Raw genomic sequence first — 16,980 nt, 5'->3', positions numbered from 1 at the left:
CGACCCGTCGGCTACCTCTGCCGGATCCTCAGGAAGGTGACCGAGTTCGCCGGGAAGGTGTACGAGAACGTCCCGGCGACCCCGTCGAAGGTGGACGTGACCGGGGCGACCGCGGTCGACGTCTCGCTGTTCACGGCGTCGGGGGCGGCCGCCAGGGTGGTCACCCGGGCCCTGGAGGCGACCTTGGCGCCGCCCAGGTCGACGGCCGTACGGGCGGCCGAGTCCTGGGCGTTGACGACCTTGACGATCAGGTCACCGGTCTTGTCGTCCTTGGTGACGACCTGGCGGAACGGCTCGGCCGGCTTGTCGTCGGTGAAGCTGCCCCACTCCTGACCGTCGAGGTAGAGGGTCACCTGACGGCCGCGCACCTTGACGTCGATGTCGTAGGCCCGGCCGGTCTCGACCGACCCGGCCTTGGAGATCAGCGTCGACTTGCCGCCGTCCACGGCCTGTTCGACGGCGGACTGGGTGTTGTTCCAGCCGCCGATGTTCCACCAGTAGTAGTTGCCGGTGTCCTTGACGCCGAAGGCGACGAGGAAGCCCTCCTTGCCGGCCTTCTTGGTGGCCTTCACCTTCAGGTCGTAGTCGTGCCAGGACGGGTCGCCGGCCGAGACCATGGTGTTCTCGGCGTTCACGTCCGTCTGCACGTACTGCCCGTCCTGGACGCTCCAGCTGCCCGCGCCGGTGTGGGTCCACTGCGCGGCGCCGGAGGAGAAGTCGTCGGTGAGCAGCGCCCGGCCGTCGGCGTCCGTGACCTTCACGTCGTCGTACGCCGCCGTCGTCGCCCAGGTCGAGAGGCCCACGGCGCCGGTGATCGGGGCGAGCAGCGAGGGCGTGCCGGTGGCCGTGGAGGGCACCACGCGGTCGCCGACGTTGTTCATGAACAGCTTCTGGACCTCGTAGTTGGCGGAGTTCCAGGAGGCGTGGTTGTTGAACCAGATCAGGTCCGGGCGCCACTGGACGTAGTCCTCGTTGGCGAACAGCGGGGCGTAGGAGGCGAGTTTGACGACGTCCGCGTTGCGCTCCAGGCCGGTCATGAACGCGGCCTCGGTCAGGCCGTTCTTGAAGGTGTTGCCCTGGGAGGCGTACTCGCCGAGGAAGACCTTCGGGCCCTTGCGGTCGTAGGAGTCGTAGCGGTCGTTGTTCTGCAGGAACCACTGCGGGCTGTTGTAGTAGTGCTCGTCGACCATGTCGACCTTGGCGTCCTTGTTGAGCTGCCAGGCCGTGTCGAAGGTCGTACCGGAGTCGTCCGGACCGGAGTTGGAGATCACCTGGATCTTCGGGTACTTCGCCTGGATGGCGGCGCGGAACTCCTTGAACCGGGCGAAGAACTCGTTCGGCAGGTTCTCCTCGTTGCCGACCTCGATGTGGGTGAGGTGGAACGGCTTGGCGTGGCCCATCCGGGCGCGCACCTTGCCCCACGTCGAACTCGCCGGTCCGTTGGCGAACTCGATGAGGTCGAGGGTGTCCTGGATGTGGCGCTTGAGCAGTGCCTCGTCGGCGACGGCCTGGTTCTGGCCGCAGCCGGTCACCAGGGCGGGGACGACGGGCAGCGGCATGGCGCCGATGTCCTCGGAGAGGCGGAAGTACTCGTAGTAGCCGAGGCCGTAACTCTGGTTGTAGCCCCAGAAGTTGGAGTTGGTCGCGCGCTGCTCTACCGGGCCGACGGTGTCCTTCCACTGGTAGGAGCGCTTGCGCTGCCAGCCGGAGGCCTCGCTGTAGTCCTCCATGGGCCCCGTGTTCACCAGGCAGCCGCCCGGGAAGCGGACGAAGCCCGGGTGCAGGGCGGCGATCTTCTCGGCGAGGTCCTTGCGCAGGCCGTTGGGTTCGCCGCGGTAGGTGTCGCGCGGGAAGAGGGACACCATGTCGAGGGCGGCCGGGGCCGAGGAGGCCACGGTCAGGCGGCCGTCGCTGCTGGTCCGGGTGGCGGTGAAGGTGGCCTTGTACTTGGCCCAGCCGCTCTTGGTCACGGCCACCTCGCGGGCGGTGGCGAGCGTGCCGTCGGCGTCCCGCAGGGAGACGGTGAGGGCCGTGCCGGCGTCCGCGCGGGCCCACACCGAGAAGTCGTACCTCTTGCCCTCGTCGACGTGGATGCCGGTGTTGTATCCGGCGTTGGTGACGGATGAACCGGCGGTCAGGGAGAGGTAGTTGCGGTTGCGCGCGTTGAGCCGTCCGCCGTCGTTCACGACCTGGGCGGTGCCGTCGACCGTCCACGAGGTCAGCGGGGTGTACGAGGTGTTGTCGGCGGTGGAGTACTCGAAGGACCGGTTCTGTACGAGCTCGGCGTACAGACCGCCGTCGGCGGCGCGGTTGATGTCCTCGAAGAACACGCCGTACATCGTGTCGTCGATCTTCGCGCCCCTGGCGGCCGGGTCGACGGTGATCGCGTAGTCGGTGACGTCCTCGGCGTGGGCGGGGGCGGGGATCAGACCGGCGGCCACCAGGAAGGCGGTGGCGCCGAGACCGAGTCTCCAGCGGGTGCGTGACATGGATGCTCCGCGGCTCTGTCGAAGTGGGGTTCTACCGAAGTCGGTTCGAAATATCAGACAGTGATCAGCACTTCGAACGGCAAGATAGGGAGGGTGATCCGGAGCGTCAACGGGTCGCGCGGTATCGAAAGTGTCGGAAGTGAGGCGGGGATGGGCGAGTTCTGGCCGGTGGCGGACGCGCTGACGTATCTGGCGGGGAGCTGGCGGACCGAGCGAACCGTGCGGGATCTGGCGAGCGGGGACGAGGGGGAGTTCACGGGCACCACCACTTTCGGCCAACTGGAGGGCGGTGGGCTGCTGTCCCGGGAATCGGGCACCTTCGTCTGGCAGGGCGTGCCGCGCCCCGCCGAACGGACCCTGCGCCTCCTGCCGGGCCGGACACCGGGCACGGCGGACGTCCGCTTCTCCGACGGACGCCCTTTCCACGACCTGGACCTGGCCTCCGGCCACCACATCGCCGACCACCCCTGCGCGGCGGACCTCTACCGCGGCGAGTTCACCGTCCTGGACGCGGACCACTGGCGCACGGTGTGGCGGGTCGGGGGCCCGGCGAAGAACCTGGTCCTGACGACGGACTACACCCGCGGGCCGGCGAGCACCCGCACAGCCGGCACACCCACCCCCTGACCACCCGAGACCAACGGCACCTCAACGGGCGGGGCCGGGCCCGGCGGGCAACACGGGCACGTCCCTGCACAAGACGGCGCGCGACCCATCACGCGAAACCGCAACGGCCACCCGCACGAGGGCCGACGCCACGCACCCCATCCCCCCCGGACCGGCACCCGGCCCCACTGGCCCCACACCACCACCGTGAGCTTCCGCGGAACCCCCGCTACGCCCGAGCAGGCTGCGCAGGAACCCCCTCGAAGCGCAGGCTCCACCGGCCGGCCCTGCCGGTCACCGTGGTCGCCGACAGGGGACGTACGTCGATGTTCCAGTACGTCGACGGCGGGGCCTTCAGCGCGTACACCAGCGCGGCCCGGATCACGGCGGGCTCCGCGACGGCGACGACCCTGCCGCCGTCCTCCACCGGCCGGGTGTCGAGCCACTCCCCCACCCGCGAGATGAAGGTCAGGAGCGACTCGCCGCCGTGCGGGGTCGCGCGCGGGTCGGCGAGCCAGGCGTCGACGGACTCGGGTTCGCGGGCCATCGCCTCGCCGAGGGTCAGCCCGCGCCAGCGCCCCATGTCACAGTCGCGCAGGCCGAGTTGGACCAGAGGGGAGTAACCGAGGGCGTCCCCGGTGGCGCGGCTGCGCGGCGTGGGCGAGCAGTACCGCAGCTCGGCCGCCGCGAGCGGCAGCAGATCGTGCGCCACGCGCAGCACCTCGTCCCAGCCGGCCTGGTCGAGCGGACGGTCGTCCTCGAACCGTTCGGCGAGCAGCGAGGAGCTGCGCGCGGCGGCGACGAACGTGACCCGTAGTTGCATGCGGCGATCGTGAGCCGCGAAAGTGCGCAGGTCAAGAGGCGTTACCGGGCGGTTACCCTGGGTGCGCCGCGGCTCACTGCCCGAAGACGAGCGCCATCCACCGGTCCGGCTCGGCGAGCGGGGCGAACCCCAGCTTCTCGTACACTCCGTGGGCGTCGTGGGTGGCGAGCAGGATCCGCCTGAGGCCGTAGGGCCGCAGGTGCTCGCGCACGGATCCGACCAACGCGGTACCTATCCCCTTGCCCCGCGCGCAACGGTCCACGTACACGTCACACAGCCACGCGAAGCTCGCCAGGTCGGTGACCACCCGGGCATAGGCCACCTGATCCCCCGATTCCACCTCGTACACCCCGAAGTTGAGCGATCCCGCGATCGCCCGGTCCTGCTTCTCGCGCGACCGCCCGATCGCCCAGTACGCGTCGGTCGACAGCCAGCGGTGCACGCGCTCCGCGTCGATACGGTCGGGGTCGGTGGAGATCTCGTAGCCCTCGGCGAGGGGCGGGGTGTCGTTCATGCCGGGAGATTCCCAGCTCACGGGCGTCGGCGTCGAACGGTTTTCGCGGTCGGCGCGGGGCGTTGTCAGTGCCGGGTGCGATGCTGCGGACATGAGTTCGTAGCGCTCCTTGAGCCACGCGTAGTCCGCGGCCGTCGTCATCCGGGTCTAGAGGACCTCCTCGCAGGCCGTACGGAGCCGCCGTACGCCCTCCTGGATCTCCTGCGGGCCCGCCACCGCCGCGAAGCTCAGCCGCACATGGCCCGCCGGGGGCTCCGCGCTGAAGTACGGGCGGCCGGGGGTGATCGCGACGCCCGCGCGGAGGGCGGCCGAGGTCAGGGCGGACTCCGTGCCGTCGGGCAGGCGCAGCCACAGGTGGTAGCCGCCCGACGGGATGTGCGGGAGGGCGAGTTCGGGGAGGCCGAGCCGCAGGGCCGTCGTCAAGGTGTCGCGGCGGGCTTTCAACTCCGCCGAGATCGCCCGCAGATGGCGGGGCCAGGCCGGGGAGCCGACGAGTTCCAGGGCCGCCTCCTGGAGCGGGCGGGGCACGAAGAAGGTGTCGACGATCTGGATCGCGCGCAGGCGCTCCAGCACCGGGCCGCGTGCGGCGAGCGCGCTCACCCGGAAGCTCGGCGAGGTCGCCTTGGTCAGCGAGCTGACGTGGACGACGACTCCGTCGGGGTCGTCGGCGGCCAGCGGACGCGGCAGCGGGCCCGCGTCCTCGTGCACGAGCCGTCGTACGAAGTCGTCCTCGACGACGAACGCGCCGGCCTCGCGGGCGATCCGCAGCACCTCGCCCCGGCGTTCGGGGGCCAGCACCGCGCCGGTCGGGTTCTGGAACAGCGGCTGGCAGACGAACACCCGGGCGCCGGTGGCCCGGAAGGCGTCGGCGAGCAGGTCCGGCTTCACTCCGTCCGCGTCCACCGGGACGGGCACGGGGCGCAGGCCGGCGGAGCGCGCGATCGCCAGCATGCCGGGATAGGTGGGCGACTCGACGAGCACCGGCGCCCCGGGCGGGGCCAGTGCCCGCAGTACCGTCGTGAGCGCCGACTGGCCGCCCGCCGTGATCAGCACCTCCGCGGCCGTGACCGCGCCGCCGATGTTCCGCGCGAACCACTCGCGCAGTTCCGGCAGTCCCTCCGTCGGCGGCCGCCCCCAGGCTCCGGGGCGGCGGCCCGCGCGGGCCAGGGCGGCGGACATCGCGCGCTCCGGCTGGAGGGAGGGGTGCAGATAGCCGCCGTTGAACTCGATCACCCCGGGCGGCGGGGCGGCCAGCGAGACCAGGACGCCGGACGCGTCCACCGAGCGCGGTACGAGGTCGGCGGCGCCGTCCGCGCTCAGCGCGACCTCCTGCCACGAGGTGTCCCCGGGCGCGGCGACGGTGGTGCGGGCCGCCGCGCGGAAGGCGCCGGCGCCGGGGCGGGTGACCACCAGCCCCTCGGCGGCGAGCTGGGCGAGGGCGCGGGAGACGGTGACCGGGCTGACCCGGAACCGGTCGACGAGAGCCCGGCTCGACGGGAGCTTTCCACCTGGGGAGTAGCGGTTCAGCTCCCGTCGCAACTGTTCTGCCAGTTCGGTGACGCTGCTACGCTCTTGCATGAGAGCACAGAGTAGCGCTACCGCACCGACCGGGATAGCGGTCGGCACGCCGGTCAGGACCTTCGGCACCACCCAGGCCGCCCTCGGTGTCGCCGCGTTCTCCCTCACCTTCCCCGCCACCGCGTGGGGCCTCGAGGGCTTCGGGCCGTGGTCCCTCGTCGCCGTGCGGAGCGTGCTCGCGGCACTGATCGCGGGCGGCTGTCTGCTGGCGCTCCGGGTGCCGTGGCCGAGCCGCCGTGACCGGCCGGGGCTCGCGGTCGTGGCCGCCGGGGTGGTCGTCGGGTTCCCGTTGCTGACCACGCTCGCCCTGCGGACGTCCACCACCGCGCACGCCGCCGTCGTGGTCGGTCTGCTGCCCCTGACGACCGCGCTGCTGTCCGCCCTGCGCATGGGCACCCGCCCCTCGCGCACGTTCTGGACGGCCGCGCTGGCGGGCGCCGCCGCCGTGGTCGCCTTCACCGTGCAGCAGAGCGGCGGCGCCCTGACCACCGCCGACCTGTATCTCTTCGCCGCGCTGCTGGTATGCGCGGCCGGTTACACCGAGGGCGGCCGGCTGGCCCGGGTCATGCCGGGCTGGCAGGTCATCGCGTGGGCGCTGGTGCTGTGCCTGCCGTTCAGCGTGCCGGCGGCGGCGCTCGCGCTGTCGTACGAGCCCGTGCACCTCACCGCGCACAGCGTGGCCGGGCTGCTGTGGGTGGCGGCGGGCTCGCAGTTCGTCGGGCTGGTGGTCTGGTACCGGGGCATGGCGGCGATCGGGATCCCCAAGGCCAGCCAGTTGCAGCTTGCCCAGCCCCTGCTCACACTGGTGTGGTCGGTGCTGCTCCTCGGCGAGCACCTGACGGTGGCCGCCCCGCTGACGGCCGCGGCGGTGCTGGTGTGCATCGCGGTCACCCAGCGGGCGCGGGGTTGAGCGGCGCGTACGCGTCGGCTCCGAGTGGGCCCCCGCGCCGTAAAATCAGGCCACGGACCGCTCACTTGGTGAGGAGGCACCGCTGATGCGCGCAACCGTGGGCGACCAGCTTGTCCAGCACGGCAGGGTGGTCGGACAGCAGGACAAGGTCGGCGAGATCGTCGAGGTGATGGGCCAGGCGGGCAACCCCCCGTACCGCGTCCGCTTCGAGGACGGGCACGAGGGTGTGTGCTCACCCGGCCCCGACACCGAGATCAGGCACCGGTTCCAGCAGACCGGCCGGTGATACGGCGCGGGGGAGCCGCCGGCTCCTGGTAGTGGTCGGCGACCACCCGCGCCATCGCCCCGACCGGGTCGGAGGCGACCTCGCGCGCGGCGAAGAACACGTGCCCGCGCACCTGCTTGTACTCGCGCGCGAGCGTGAGGTGCCGGGACAGCTCCGCGGGGTCCTGCCAGGCGGCCGGCTGCGCCGGGTCCCCCGCCTTGTAGAGGGCCTCGCCCAGGTAGAGCCTGGTCCTGCTCCCCTGCGCCTGCTCCGCCCACCAGGGCACGAGCTCGGCGTAGTCGGCGGCCGCGAGGCCGATGTTCCAGTAGAGCTGCGGCACCAGGTAGTCGATCCAGCCCTCGCGCACCCACTTGCGGGTGTCCGCGTAGTTGTCGTCGTACGACTGCACGCCCGCGCGCGTGTCCGAGCCGAGCGGGTCGGTGGCCGCGTTGCGCCACACCCCGAAGGGGCTGATGCCGAACTGGGTGGTCGGCCGGATCCTCTTGATACGGGCCGCGGTCTCCAGGACCAGCCTGTCGATGTTGTCCCGCCGCCAGTCGGCCCGGTTGGAGAAGGCACCGCCGTACGCGTCGTAGGCGGCGTCGTCGTCGAAGGTCTGGCCGGCCACCGGGTACGGGTAGAAGTAGTCGTCGAAGTGCACCGCGTCCACCGGGTACTTGTGCACGGCGTCGAGGATCGCGTCCTGGACGAAGGCGCGGACCTCGGGCAGCCCGGGGTTGTAGTAGAGCTTCCCGCCGTACGGCACCACCCAGTCCGGGTGCCTGCGGGCGGGGTGGGAGGCGACCAGCCTGGTCGGATCGGCGTGGTTGGCGATCCGGTACGGGTTGAACCAGGCGTGCAACTGCAGGCCCCGCCGGTGCGCCTCCGTCACGGCGGTGCCGAGCGGATCCCAGCCGGGATTCTTGCCCTGGGTGCCGGTGAGGTACTGCGACCAGGGCTCGTACGGCGAGGGCCACAGGGCGTCGGCGGTGGGCCGCACCTGGAACATCACCGCGTTCAGACGGTCCGCCGCCGCCCGGTCGAGGTGGGCGAGCAGTTCCGCGCGCTGCTGTGCGGCGCTCAGCCCCGGCTTCGACGGCCAGTCCCGGTTGGACACGGTGGCCAGCCACACGCCCCGCATCTCGCTCGCCGCCCGCCTCGGACGCCGGGGCGCGGCCGCCGCCCCCGAGGCCGAGGTCAGGGTGGACAGTGCGGCCAGCGCGAAGGCCCGGCGCGACAGACGTCCCATGTGCACACTCCCCCAACACCATGGATCCGCTCGGTCACGGATCGTCTCCGCGCCCCAGAATGCCCGACGGGAGCCGGACCCCGGCGATCGATCATCGATACTTGGGGGTAACGTGCACGAACGGAGCAGGGGACCGGACCACGGCCGACCTGCCACCAGGTGGAGATCAGCGAAAGGGACGAAGTGACGGACTTCCCGGCGGGAGACATCGCACGCGTCGGAGTGGTGGGCTGCGGCCAGATGGGGGCGGGCATCGCCGAGGTGTGCGCCCGTGCCGGTCTGGACGTGAAGGTCGCCGAGACCACCGGCGAGGCCCTGGAGATCGGCCGCACCCGGCTGTTCAACTCCCTCACCAAGGCCGCCGAGCGCGGCAAGATCTCGGCGGACGAGCTGGCGGCCACCCAGGCCCGGCTCTCCTTCACCACCGACCTCGGCGAGTTCGCGGACCGCGACCTGGTCATCGAGGCGGTCGTGGAGAACGAGCAGGTGAAGACCGAGATCTTCCAGGTGCTTGACCAGGTGGTGACCCGCCCGGACGCGATCCTGGCCTCCAACACCTCCTCCATCCCGCTGGTGAGGCTGGCGGTCGCCACCTCGCGGCCCGACCAGGTCGTCGGCATCCACTTCTTCAACCCGGCCCCGGTGCAGAAGCTCGTCGAGCTGATCCCGGCGCTCACCACCTCCGAGGGCACGCTGGCCCGCGCCCAGCAGTTCGCCGAGAAGCTGCTCGGCAAGCACGCGATCCGCGCCCAGGACCGCTCGGGTTTCGTGGTCAACGCGCTGCTGATCCCGTATCTCCTGTCCGCGATCCGGATGTTCGAGTCGGGCATCGCCAGCCGCGAGGACATCGACAACGGCATGGAGCTCGGCTGCGCCCACCCGATGGGCCCGCTGAAGCTGTCCGACCTGATCGGGCTGGACACCGTGACCTCGGTCGCCTTCTCGATGTACGAGGAGTACAAGGAGCCGCTGTACGCCGCTCCCCCGCTGCTCCAGCGCATGGTCGACGCGGGCCGGCTCGGCCGGAAGACCGGCTCGGGGTTCTACACCTACGGCTGACGCGCACCCTGTCCGTTCCAGGGTGCTGATGACACAGTGCGACGAACGCGGGCCCGGCACTCCTCGGAGCGCCGGGCCTGCGTCATTCACACACCGTGTGCGCGCCGGGCCCGCATATGCCCCTCGCACACTCTCCCCACGCGCCCACCAGGCGAGTTGACTCTTCATGCGCATGCAAGGGATGTGACGACTACGGAAAGGAGCGGACCCGTGACCGCCGACCCGGAGCATCCCGTGGTCCATGGAGAACTCGCAGAGTTACGGCGCCGCCTCGACGTCGCGTACGCACGTGTCGAGGGAGGCCTCGCCCTGCTCAGTCACCGTACGGAGGAGACGGACAAGGAGATCGACGATCTGAGCGCACGGATCATCGCCCTGGAGCACGCCCGCTGGCCGCTTCCCGCGGTCGCGGCGATCACCGCCGTGGGCGCGCTCGTCGTGGCGATCTGGCAGGCCCTGGGACGCTGAGGCCTCGGGACAGACGGGTGGGGGAATCAGGGCAAGGTGTCCTGACCGAGCCTCAGATGGTGCAACAGCAGTAACGCGGCCGCCATGTTGGCGGCCGGGACCTCCCCACGGACGACCATGTCGGGAACGAGTTTCAGGGGGACCCATTCCCGGCGGTCGGACTCGAAGTCGTCCACGGGGTGCCCGATGTACTCGCCCTCGTCGGCCCAGTAGATGTGGTGCACGGCGTCGGTGAGCCCGTTGGAGGGCTCCACGCTCATGAGGTGCTGGAGCGGCCCCGGCCGCCAGCCGGTCTCTTCCTCGAGTTCCCTGGCGGCCGCGACGGCGATGTCCTCGCCGTCCTCGACCACTCCGGCGGCGAGTTCCCAGCCCCAGCTGTCGGTGATGAAGCGATGGCGCCACAGCAGCAGGACCTCGTTGGCCTCGTTCACCACCGTGGCGACGGCGACGGGCCTCAGCCGTATCAGGAAGTGGTCGAGATGTCGGCCGTCCGGCAGCTCGACATCGGCGAGATTGACGCTGAACCAGCGGTTTTCATACACAGTTTGTTCGTTCTGTTTCGTCCACTGCACGGTTCTGCCACCTTCCGTCGAGTAAGTGGCAATATCGCAGCAGGGACTGTCGGGTGTCGGCGTCCGTGTGCCGGTCTACAGGGGCACGCGCAGTGCGCCGTCGATCAGTTCGGCTGCCGCGCCCGTGCCCGCGCAGCCGCTGCGGACGAGGTGTTCGCGCACCGCTCTGAGTCTGTCGCGCAGGCGCTGGGACTCCATTCCCCGCGCCTGTTCCGCCATCTGCACGGCGGTGGCCACCGCCTTGTCGGCGTTGCCCTGGCGCAACTCGATCGTGCTGAGCATGGCGAGCCGGTGCACCCGGCCCCGGTCGTGGGCCGGGTTGTCGACGGCGGCCGCGGCGTGCGCGGCCGCCGCCGCGAGCTCGCCGAGGCTGAGAAGCGCCTCCGCCACCTGGACGTTGACGAGGCCCGGCTGGACATAGCCGGTCTCGTCGGGCTCGTATCCGCGCCGGATGCGTTCGGCGGCCTGCTCGGCCCGCCGGATGCAGGACAGCGCGGTCGTGCCGTCGCCGAGGTGGGCGTACGCCTTGGCCTGCATCGCGTAGAGGTCGCAGGCGAGCGCCGGGGTGATGTGCTTGCCCGCGGCCCGGAGCGCGGCCTCGGCGAAGGCGACGGCCTGGCGGTACTCCCGCATGAACAGGGACTGGTTGACCAGCAGCGCGATGACGTACGCCCCGAGCCCCCGGTCGCCGCTGGCCTTGGCGAGCCTGAGGGCCTGGTGGAAGTAGCGCTGGGCGAGCCCGTGGGCGTCGGAGTCGTAGGCGCAGATGCCGGCGACCGCGACGAGTCCGCCGGTGGCGCGGTGCAGTTGGCGGCCCGTCTCGTCGGTGTAGCTGCCGCGCAGCAGCGGGGCGGCCTCGGCGTTGAGGAAACCGACGATCCGGCTGCGGGTCGCCACACCGCCGGCCTTGCGGTACATCTGCTCGTAGTGGGTGCGGGCCGCGCGCAGCATCTCTATGTCGGCGTGCGTGACCCGGTGCCGGCCGCCGCGGGAGACGTCGACGTCCTCGGGCGGGTTCTCCCACTCCCACACGGGCATGACGGCAGGGGTGCCGGTGACCGCGGGGGCGCCCAGGATGTGCGGGCGCTGCTGTTCGTCGGAGCGCCACAGGGCGGTGGCCCGCTCGACGAAACCGGACAAGGAGGTGCCGTGCGGGACGGACGGTTCGCCGGGCACGCCGAGGCCGATGTCGTCGAGGGTGACGGGGCGTTGGAGCCGGCCGGCGAGCACCTCGCAGATCAGGTCGGGCACCTGGCCGCGCGGGCGCTGGCCCTTCAACCACCGCGCCACGGCGGTGTGTTCGTACCTGAGCGCGAGGCCGCGTGCCCTCCCGGCCTGGTTCACATGTGCGGCTAGCCCCGCGTGCGAGATCCCGGCTTCGTCGAGGATCGCGTCGAGCAGAGTGTTGGGCTGCATAGATGCCCCCCGGGTGGCTCGGTGCCGACAGGTTAGTGGGTTCGTCTTCACACGGGGTGTGAACGGAGTGTCCGAATCCGTAGGGTGTGCGCGCTGTCGCGGAGAGTTTCCACCCGGTTGACTGAAATGCCTCGCAAGAGGCCGGCCGGGCCGCCGGCTCCCCCTCGTACAGTGCGGTGGCCTGGCCGTGGGCTCGACCGGGGTTCAGGTGAGGTGCGTTGTCGGCTGCGGGTGCGATGTGGTTGCTCGCGCGGTTCCCCGCGCCCCTTGGGTGGGCTGCAGTTGACGGTCGTTTCTCAGTACCAGTAAGGCCACGTCGTCCTTCGGTGTGCCGCCCGTGTGGTCCAGTAACGCCGTGAAGACCCTGCCCAATACCGCCTGAGGTGGAGCTTCCGCGGCCCCCTGCAGGCATTCGGCCAGAGAAAAGAACCGGCCATGAGCATCCCTGGCGTCCTCGGCGCCGTCCGTGTGCAGGACCAGGGTCTCGCCCGGCAGCAGGTGCCCGCAGTGCAGCCCCGGTAAGTCGCCGGGCAGCGGGAAGGGGCCGAGGGGCGGCATCGGGTCCGCGCAGGAGAGTGGCTCGACCACTGAGCCACTGAGCAGATACGGCCACGGATGCCCGCAATTGAGGGCGCGCAGCTCACCGCCCGCGCCGATCTCCAGCACCAGCACGGTGGCGAACTCCTCGGAGTCCGTGCCGTCCCGTTCGGCGCGCCCGCGCAGGTGGCGGGCGAGCGCGCGGTCCAGTCTGCGCAGCACTCCCCCGAGGTCGGGCTCGTCGTGGACGGCCTCGCGGAAGCCGCCGAGGACCGCGGCGGCCGTACCGATGGCGGCGAGGCCGTGGCCGCGGACGTCGCCCATGACGACCCGCACGCCGTGTTCCGTGGCGACCACCTCGTACAGGTCGCCGCCGATGGTGGCGCCCCGGTCGGCGGACATCTGGGCCGCGGCCACGGTGAGCCCGTCGACGCGCGGGGGCAACGGCCGCAGCAGCACACTCTGGGCGGCCCCCGCGACCCGGCGGGCCTGCCTGAGCTCACGCAGCAGCGCGCGCCGGCCATGGACGACCAGCCCGGTGCCCACCGCGAAGATGATCGCTACGGCACCCCACAGAGTGGGCAGCCCCAGCGAGATCACACGGCGCCACCACCCCGCCCGGGGAACCGCAGCCTTGACGCACATCATGCCGACGGCCCCCCAAACAGGCCCTGCACACGCAATCGGACCGGCCTCGAAAGGCCGGTCCGATTCTGTCGAGCGCATGGGTCGAAAGGGCCGGATCGCCGGGAGAACTCACTCAATCGAGTGAGGTGACCCGATATGGGTGTGGGGGCGCGGCCCCCACCTCGACTAGGCCCTCAGCATCGCGCCGGTCCGCTCCCCCGCGAGGGCGACCGCCGCGTCCCGAGCCGCAGAAGCCTCATCCACGGTCAGCGTCCGGTCAGCCGCGCGGAAGCGCAACGCGTACGCCAGCGACTTCTTGCCGTCGCCCAGCTGCTCCTCGTTCTCGTACACGTCGAACAGCCGGATCGCCTCGAGGAGTTCACCCGCGCCCGCACGCAGCGCGGCCTCGACCTCGGCGTGCGGGACGAACTTGTCGACGACCAGGGCGACATCCTGCGTGGCCACCGGGAAGGTGGAGATGCCCGGTGCCTGCGGGGTGTCGTCGCCGGCCGCCTCCAGGACGTCCAGGTCCAGCTCCATCGCACAGGTGCGCGCGGGCAGCCCGAACGCCTTCACGACCCGCGGATGCAGCTCGCCGGCGTGACCCACCACGGTGTCACCGACGACGAACTCGGCGCACCGCCCCGGGTGCCAGGGCCCGTACTGACCGCCCCGCACGACCAGCTCGACGCCGGCCTCACGCGCGACCAGGCGGCCGGCCTCGACCGCGTCGGCCCAGTCGCCCGGACGGCCCTTGCCCCACCAGCCGGCCTGCTCCCGGGCACCGGCGAGCACCACGGCCACGTGCCGCGGCTGGTCGGGCAGCGCGGCGTTCAGCTCGGCGATCTCCTCATCGGTGGGACGCCGGTCGACGGGCAGCACCGCGGCCACCCGCTGCTCCGAGCGCGGCAGGAAGACCAGCCCGGTCTCGAACAGCGCCAGATCGTGCGAACCCCGGCCGTCGTTGCGCCGCAGCGCGCCGAGCAGCCCCGGCAGCAGCGAGGTCCGCAGCGCGGGCTCCTCGTCGTTCAGCGGATTCGTCAGCCTGACGACACGGCGGGCCGGGTCGTCGGCCTCCAGGCCCAGCTGGTCGAAGACCTGCTCGGAGACGAACGGGTAGTTCGGCGCCTCGACGTACCCGGCACCGGCCAGCACCCGCCCGGCCCGGCGGTGCAGCCGCTGGCGGTGGGTCAGGCCACGGCCGGCCGGAGGCCTGGGCAGCGTGGAGGGCAGGTTCTCGTAGCCCTCCAGCCGGATGACCTCTTCGGCCAGGTCGTTGATCTCCTGGAGGTCGGGACGCCAGGACGGCACGGTGACGATCAGCTCGTCCTGCCCGTACACGTCGCAGCCGACTTCCTGGAGACGCCGTACGACCGTCTCGCGGCCGTAGGTGACACCCGCGACCTTGTCGGGGTGGTCCGCCGGGACGCTGATGGTGTGCGGGGCCGACGGGGCGGTGACCTCGGTGACACCGGCCTCGGCGGTGCCGCCCGCGAGCAGCACAAGGAGGTCGACCGTGCGCTGCGCGGCAGCGGCGGCGGCCTGCGGGTCGACACCGCGCTCGAAGCGCCGGGACGCCTCGGAGGAGAGCTTGTGGCGGCGGGCCGTACGCGCGATGGAGACGGCGTCGAAGTGCGCGGCCTCGATGACCACGTCGGTGGTGCCTTCACCCTCGGCGTGGTCGGCGATCTCGGTGTTGGCGCCGCCCATGACACCCGCGAGGCCGATCGGACCGCGCTCGTCCGTGATGACCAGGTCCTCGGCGTGCAGCTTCCGCTCGACGCCGTCGAGGGTCTTGATCTGCTCGCCCTCGGCCGCCCTGCGGACACCGATGGTGCCCTGGACCAGGGAGCGGTCGTAGGCGTGCAGGGGCTGGCCGAGCTCCATCATCACGTAGTTGGTGACGTCGACGGCGAGCGAGATCGGGCGCATGCCGACCTTCTGGAGCCGGCGCTGGAGCCAGAGCGGGGAGCGGGCCTCGGGGCTCAGCCCGGTGACGGTGCGCGCGGTGAAGCGGTCGCAGCCGAAGGGGTCGGAGACCTGGACCGGGTAGCCGAAGGCGTTCGGGCCCGGCACGTCGAGCAGCGCCGGGTCGCGCAGCGGCAGGCCGTAGGCGATGGCGGCCTCGCGGGCCACACCGCGGATGGACAGGCAGTCGCCGCGGTTGGCGGTGACGGCGATGTCCAGGACCTCGTCGACCAGTTCCAGGAGCTCGATGGCGTCCTTGCCGACCTCGGTCTCCGGCGGCAGCACGATGATGCCGTGGCTGCCGTCGTCGCCCATGCCCAGCTCGTCGCCGGAGCAGATCATGCCGTGCGAGGTCTTGCCGTAGGTCTTGCGCGCGGAGATCGAGAAGCCGCCGGGCAGCGTGGCACCCGGCAGCACGACCACGACCTTGTCGCCGACGGAGAAGTTCCGGGCGCCGCAGACGATCTCCTGGGGCTCGCCGGTGCCGTTGGCCTGGCCGACGTCGACCGTGCAGAAGCGGATCGGCTTCTTGAAGCCCTCCAGCTCCTCGATGGTCAGCACCTGGCCGACGACCAGGGGGCCCTTGAGGTCGGCGCCGAGGTGCTCGACGGTCTCGACCTCAAGACCTGCGGAAACGAGCTTGGCCTGGACGTCACGGCCGGTTTCGGTCGCCGGCAGGTCGACGTACTCCCGCAGCCAAGAAAGCGGGACCCGCATCAGATCTCCATCCCGAACGGCCGGGTGAACCGGACGTCACCCTCGACCATGTCTCGCATGTCCTCGACGTTGTGGCGGAACATCAGCATCCGCTCGATGCCGAACCCGAAGGCGAAGCCGCTGTACTTCTGCGGGTCGACGCCACAGGCGGTCAGCACCTTGGGGTTGACCATCCCGCAGCCGCCCAGCTCGATCCAGCCCTCCGAGGAGCAGGTACGGCAGGGGCGGTCGGGGTTGCCGACGGACTCGCCGCGGCAGACGTAGCACACCATGTCCATCTCGGCGGACGGCTCGGTGAAGGGGAAGAAGTTCGGGCGCAGCCGGGTCTTCATGCCCTCGCCGAACAGGGCCTGGACCATGTGGTCCATGGTGCCCTTGAGGTCGGCCATGGTCAGGCCCTCGTCGACGGCCAGCAGCTCGACCTGGCGGAAGACCGGGGTGTGCGTGGCGTCCAGCTCGTCGGTGCGGTAGACGACACCGGGGCAGATCACGTACACCGGCAGCTCACGGCTGAGCAGCGAGCGGATCTGCACGGGCGAGGTGTGGGTGCGCAGCACGACACCGGACTCGGTGCCGCCCTCGGGGCCCTCGACGAAGAAGGTGTCCTGCTCACCGCGGGCCGGGTGGTCCGGGCCGATGTTGAGCGCGTCGAAGTTGAACCACTCGGCCTCGACCTGCGGACCCTCGGCGACCTCGTAGCCCATGGCCACGAAGACGTCCTCGATGCGCTCGGAGAGCGTGGTGAGCGGGTGGCGGGCGCCGGCCGGTACGCGGTCGTACGGCAGGGTGACGTCCACCGCCTCCTCGACCAGCACCCGCTGGTCGCGCTCGGCCTCCAGCTCGGCCTGCCGGCCGGCGAGGGCCTTGTTCACCGCGCCCCGGGCCTGGCCGACCAGCTTGCCGGCGGCTGCCTTGGCGTGCGGGGGCAGGGCGCCGATCTCGCGGTTGGCGAGGGCCAGCGGGGAGGTGCCGCCGGTGTGGGCGACCTTGGCCTCCTGGAGCGCGTCGAGGGAGTCCGCCGCGGCGAAGGCGGCCAGCGCCTCGTCCCGCATGCGCTCGATCTCTTCGGGTTTCAGGGCCTCGACCTCTACAGGGTCGTACGACTTGTTCGGTGCCGACATCTCTTCCCGTGCTTCCGATTGGCTGGCTGAAGGTCCCCGTCACCGACTCACTCAGAGGTCA

The 16,980-nt window shown here is 71.3% G+C and carries 15 protein-coding genes; 5 read left to right on the top strand and 10 right to left on the bottom strand.

Annotated features, from left to right (window positions below):
* Positions 1–11: 11 nt before the first annotated feature.
* Positions 12–2,489, bottom strand: a complete 2,478-nt coding sequence (locus tag ACFYZ8_RS25560) for an alpha-L-arabinofuranosidase C-terminal domain-containing protein (RefSeq protein WP_388535955.1) — start codon at positions 2,487–2,489, stop codon at positions 12–14.
* Positions 2,490–2,639: 150 nt separating this feature from the next.
* Between ACFYZ8_RS25560 and ACFYZ8_RS25555 the strand changes: the two genes are divergently transcribed.
* The gene (locus tag ACFYZ8_RS25555) at positions 2,640–3,116 is read left to right on the top strand and encodes a DUF6314 family protein (protein ID WP_388535957.1); all 477 of its coding nucleotides are present in this window, start codon (positions 2,640–2,642) and stop codon (positions 3,114–3,116) included.
* Positions 3,117–3,324: 208 nt separating this feature from the next.
* Here ACFYZ8_RS25555 and ACFYZ8_RS25550 read toward each other — a convergent pair whose 3' ends face one another.
* The 3 genes from ACFYZ8_RS25550 to ACFYZ8_RS25540 all read right to left on the bottom strand — a co-directional run bounded on the left by ACFYZ8_RS25550 (position 3,325) and on the right by ACFYZ8_RS25540 (position 6,010).
* Positions 3,325–3,918 (bottom strand): histidine phosphatase family protein, encoded by a 594-nt coding sequence (locus ACFYZ8_RS25550; RefSeq protein ID WP_359035413.1) that lies wholly within the window; start codon positions 3,916–3,918, stop codon positions 3,325–3,327.
* 73 nt (positions 3,919–3,991) lie between these two features.
* Positions 3,992–4,432, bottom strand: a complete 441-nt coding sequence (locus tag ACFYZ8_RS25545; RefSeq protein ID WP_388535960.1) for a GNAT family N-acetyltransferase — start codon at positions 4,430–4,432, stop codon at positions 3,992–3,994.
* A 147-nt stretch (positions 4,433–4,579) separates the two neighbouring features.
* Entirely contained in the window at positions 4,580–6,010 is a 1,431-nt protein-coding gene (locus ACFYZ8_RS25540) for a PLP-dependent aminotransferase family protein (protein WP_388535963.1), read from the bottom strand.
* Here ACFYZ8_RS25540 and ACFYZ8_RS25535 point away from each other — a divergent pair.
* Both ACFYZ8_RS25535 and ACFYZ8_RS25530 read left to right on the top strand, forming a co-directional pair.
* Complete coding sequence (locus ACFYZ8_RS25535) at positions 6,009–6,920, top strand: DMT family transporter (protein WP_388535966.1); 912 nt, start codon at positions 6,009–6,011, stop codon at positions 6,918–6,920. The two genes, ACFYZ8_RS25540 and ACFYZ8_RS25535, sit on opposite strands and share 2 nt — an antisense overlap.
* Before the next feature lie 85 nt (positions 6,921–7,005).
* Complete coding sequence (locus ACFYZ8_RS25530) at positions 7,006–7,206, top strand: DUF1918 domain-containing protein (protein WP_356099965.1); 201 nt, start codon at positions 7,006–7,008, stop codon at positions 7,204–7,206.
* Here the strand turns inward: ACFYZ8_RS25530 and ACFYZ8_RS25525 are convergent.
* Positions 7,175–8,434: a glycoside hydrolase family 10 protein gene (locus tag ACFYZ8_RS25525; protein ID WP_388535968.1), complete on the bottom strand. Its 1,260-nt coding sequence runs from the start codon at positions 8,432–8,434 to the stop codon at positions 7,175–7,177. The two genes, ACFYZ8_RS25530 and ACFYZ8_RS25525, sit on opposite strands and share 32 nt — an antisense overlap.
* Before the next feature lie 183 nt (positions 8,435–8,617).
* Between ACFYZ8_RS25525 and ACFYZ8_RS25520 the strand changes: the two genes are divergently transcribed.
* Both ACFYZ8_RS25520 and ACFYZ8_RS25515 read left to right on the top strand, forming a co-directional pair.
* Complete coding sequence (locus ACFYZ8_RS25520; RefSeq protein ID WP_388535970.1) at positions 8,618–9,493, top strand: 3-hydroxybutyryl-CoA dehydrogenase; 876 nt, start codon at positions 8,618–8,620, stop codon at positions 9,491–9,493.
* Positions 9,494–9,703: 210 nt separating this feature from the next.
* Entirely contained in the window at positions 9,704–9,961 is a 258-nt protein-coding gene (locus ACFYZ8_RS25515; RefSeq protein ID WP_123759604.1) for a hypothetical protein, read from the top strand.
* A 26-nt stretch (positions 9,962–9,987) separates the two neighbouring features.
* On the opposite strand, the gene ACFYZ8_RS25510 is transcribed toward ACFYZ8_RS25515, so the two are convergent.
* The 5 genes from ACFYZ8_RS25510 to pheS all read right to left on the bottom strand — a co-directional run bounded on the left by ACFYZ8_RS25510 (position 9,988) and on the right by pheS (position 16,919).
* On the bottom strand, positions 9,988–10,533 hold the full coding sequence (locus tag ACFYZ8_RS25510) for an NUDIX hydrolase (RefSeq protein ID WP_359035400.1): 546 nt from the start codon (positions 10,531–10,533) through the stop codon (positions 9,988–9,990).
* Positions 10,534–10,608: 75 nt separating this feature from the next.
* Positions 10,609–11,949, bottom strand: a complete 1,341-nt coding sequence (locus tag ACFYZ8_RS25505; RefSeq protein ID WP_359035398.1) for a transcriptional regulator — start codon at positions 11,947–11,949, stop codon at positions 10,609–10,611.
* Positions 11,950–12,153: 204 nt separating this feature from the next.
* Positions 12,154–13,134: a PP2C family protein-serine/threonine phosphatase gene (locus tag ACFYZ8_RS25500; protein WP_388535975.1), complete on the bottom strand. Its 981-nt coding sequence runs from the start codon at positions 13,132–13,134 to the stop codon at positions 12,154–12,156.
* Between the two features lie 165 nt (positions 13,135–13,299).
* The gene (gene pheT / locus ACFYZ8_RS25495; protein ID WP_388535977.1) at positions 13,300–15,798 is read right to left on the bottom strand and encodes a phenylalanine--tRNA ligase subunit beta; all 2,499 of its coding nucleotides are present in this window, start codon (positions 15,796–15,798) and stop codon (positions 13,300–13,302) included.
* Positions 15,798–16,919, bottom strand: coding sequence for a phenylalanine--tRNA ligase subunit alpha (pheS, locus tag ACFYZ8_RS25490; RefSeq protein ID WP_059207882.1), 1,122 nt, complete (start codon positions 16,917–16,919; stop codon positions 15,798–15,800). The genes pheT and pheS overlap by 1 nt, the downstream gene beginning before the upstream one ends.
* Between the last annotated feature and the right edge of the window lie 61 nt (positions 16,920–16,980).

The sequence above is a fragment of the Streptomyces sp. NPDC001668 genome (genome assembly GCF_042893155.1).
Classification (GTDB): Bacteria; Actinomycetota; Actinomycetes; order Streptomycetales; family Streptomycetaceae; genus Streptomyces.
Note: the sequence above shows the minus strand (reverse complement) of the source record. Positions and strands in the feature narration are given on the sequence as shown.

Coding starts and splice junctions, on each gene's coding strand:
- ACFYZ8_RS25560 (WP_388535955.1), bottom strand. CDS start 2,489: ATGTCACGCACCCGCTGGAGACTCGGTCTCGGCGCCACCGCCTTCCTG.
- pheS (WP_059207882.1), bottom strand. CDS start 16,919: ATGTCGGCACCGAACAAGTCGTACGACCCTGTAGAGGTCGAGGCCCTG.
- ACFYZ8_RS25555 (WP_388535957.1), top strand. CDS start 2,640: ATGGGCGAGTTCTGGCCGGTGGCGGACGCGCTGACGTATCTGGCGGGG.
- ACFYZ8_RS25525 (WP_388535968.1), bottom strand. CDS start 8,434: ATGGGACGTCTGTCGCGCCGGGCCTTCGCGCTGGCCGCACTGTCCACC.
- ACFYZ8_RS25530 (WP_356099965.1), top strand. CDS start 7,006: ATGCGCGCAACCGTGGGCGACCAGCTTGTCCAGCACGGCAGGGTGGTC.
- ACFYZ8_RS25540 (WP_388535963.1), bottom strand. CDS start 6,010: ATGCAAGAGCGTAGCAGCGTCACCGAACTGGCAGAACAGTTGCGACGG.
- pheT (WP_388535977.1), bottom strand. CDS start 15,798: ATGCGGGTCCCGCTTTCTTGGCTGCGGGAGTACGTCGACCTGCCGGCG.
- ACFYZ8_RS25535 (WP_388535966.1), top strand. CDS start 6,009: ATGAGAGCACAGAGTAGCGCTACCGCACCGACCGGGATAGCGGTCGGC.
- ACFYZ8_RS25500 (WP_388535975.1), bottom strand. CDS start 13,134: ATGATGTGCGTCAAGGCTGCGGTTCCCCGGGCGGGGTGGTGGCGCCGT.
- ACFYZ8_RS25550 (WP_359035413.1), bottom strand. CDS start 3,918: ATGCAACTACGGGTCACGTTCGTCGCCGCCGCGCGCAGCTCCTCGCTG.
- ACFYZ8_RS25545 (WP_388535960.1), bottom strand. CDS start 4,432: ATGAACGACACCCCGCCCCTCGCCGAGGGCTACGAGATCTCCACCGAC.
- ACFYZ8_RS25505 (WP_359035398.1), bottom strand. CDS start 11,949: ATGCAGCCCAACACTCTGCTCGACGCGATCCTCGACGAAGCCGGGATC.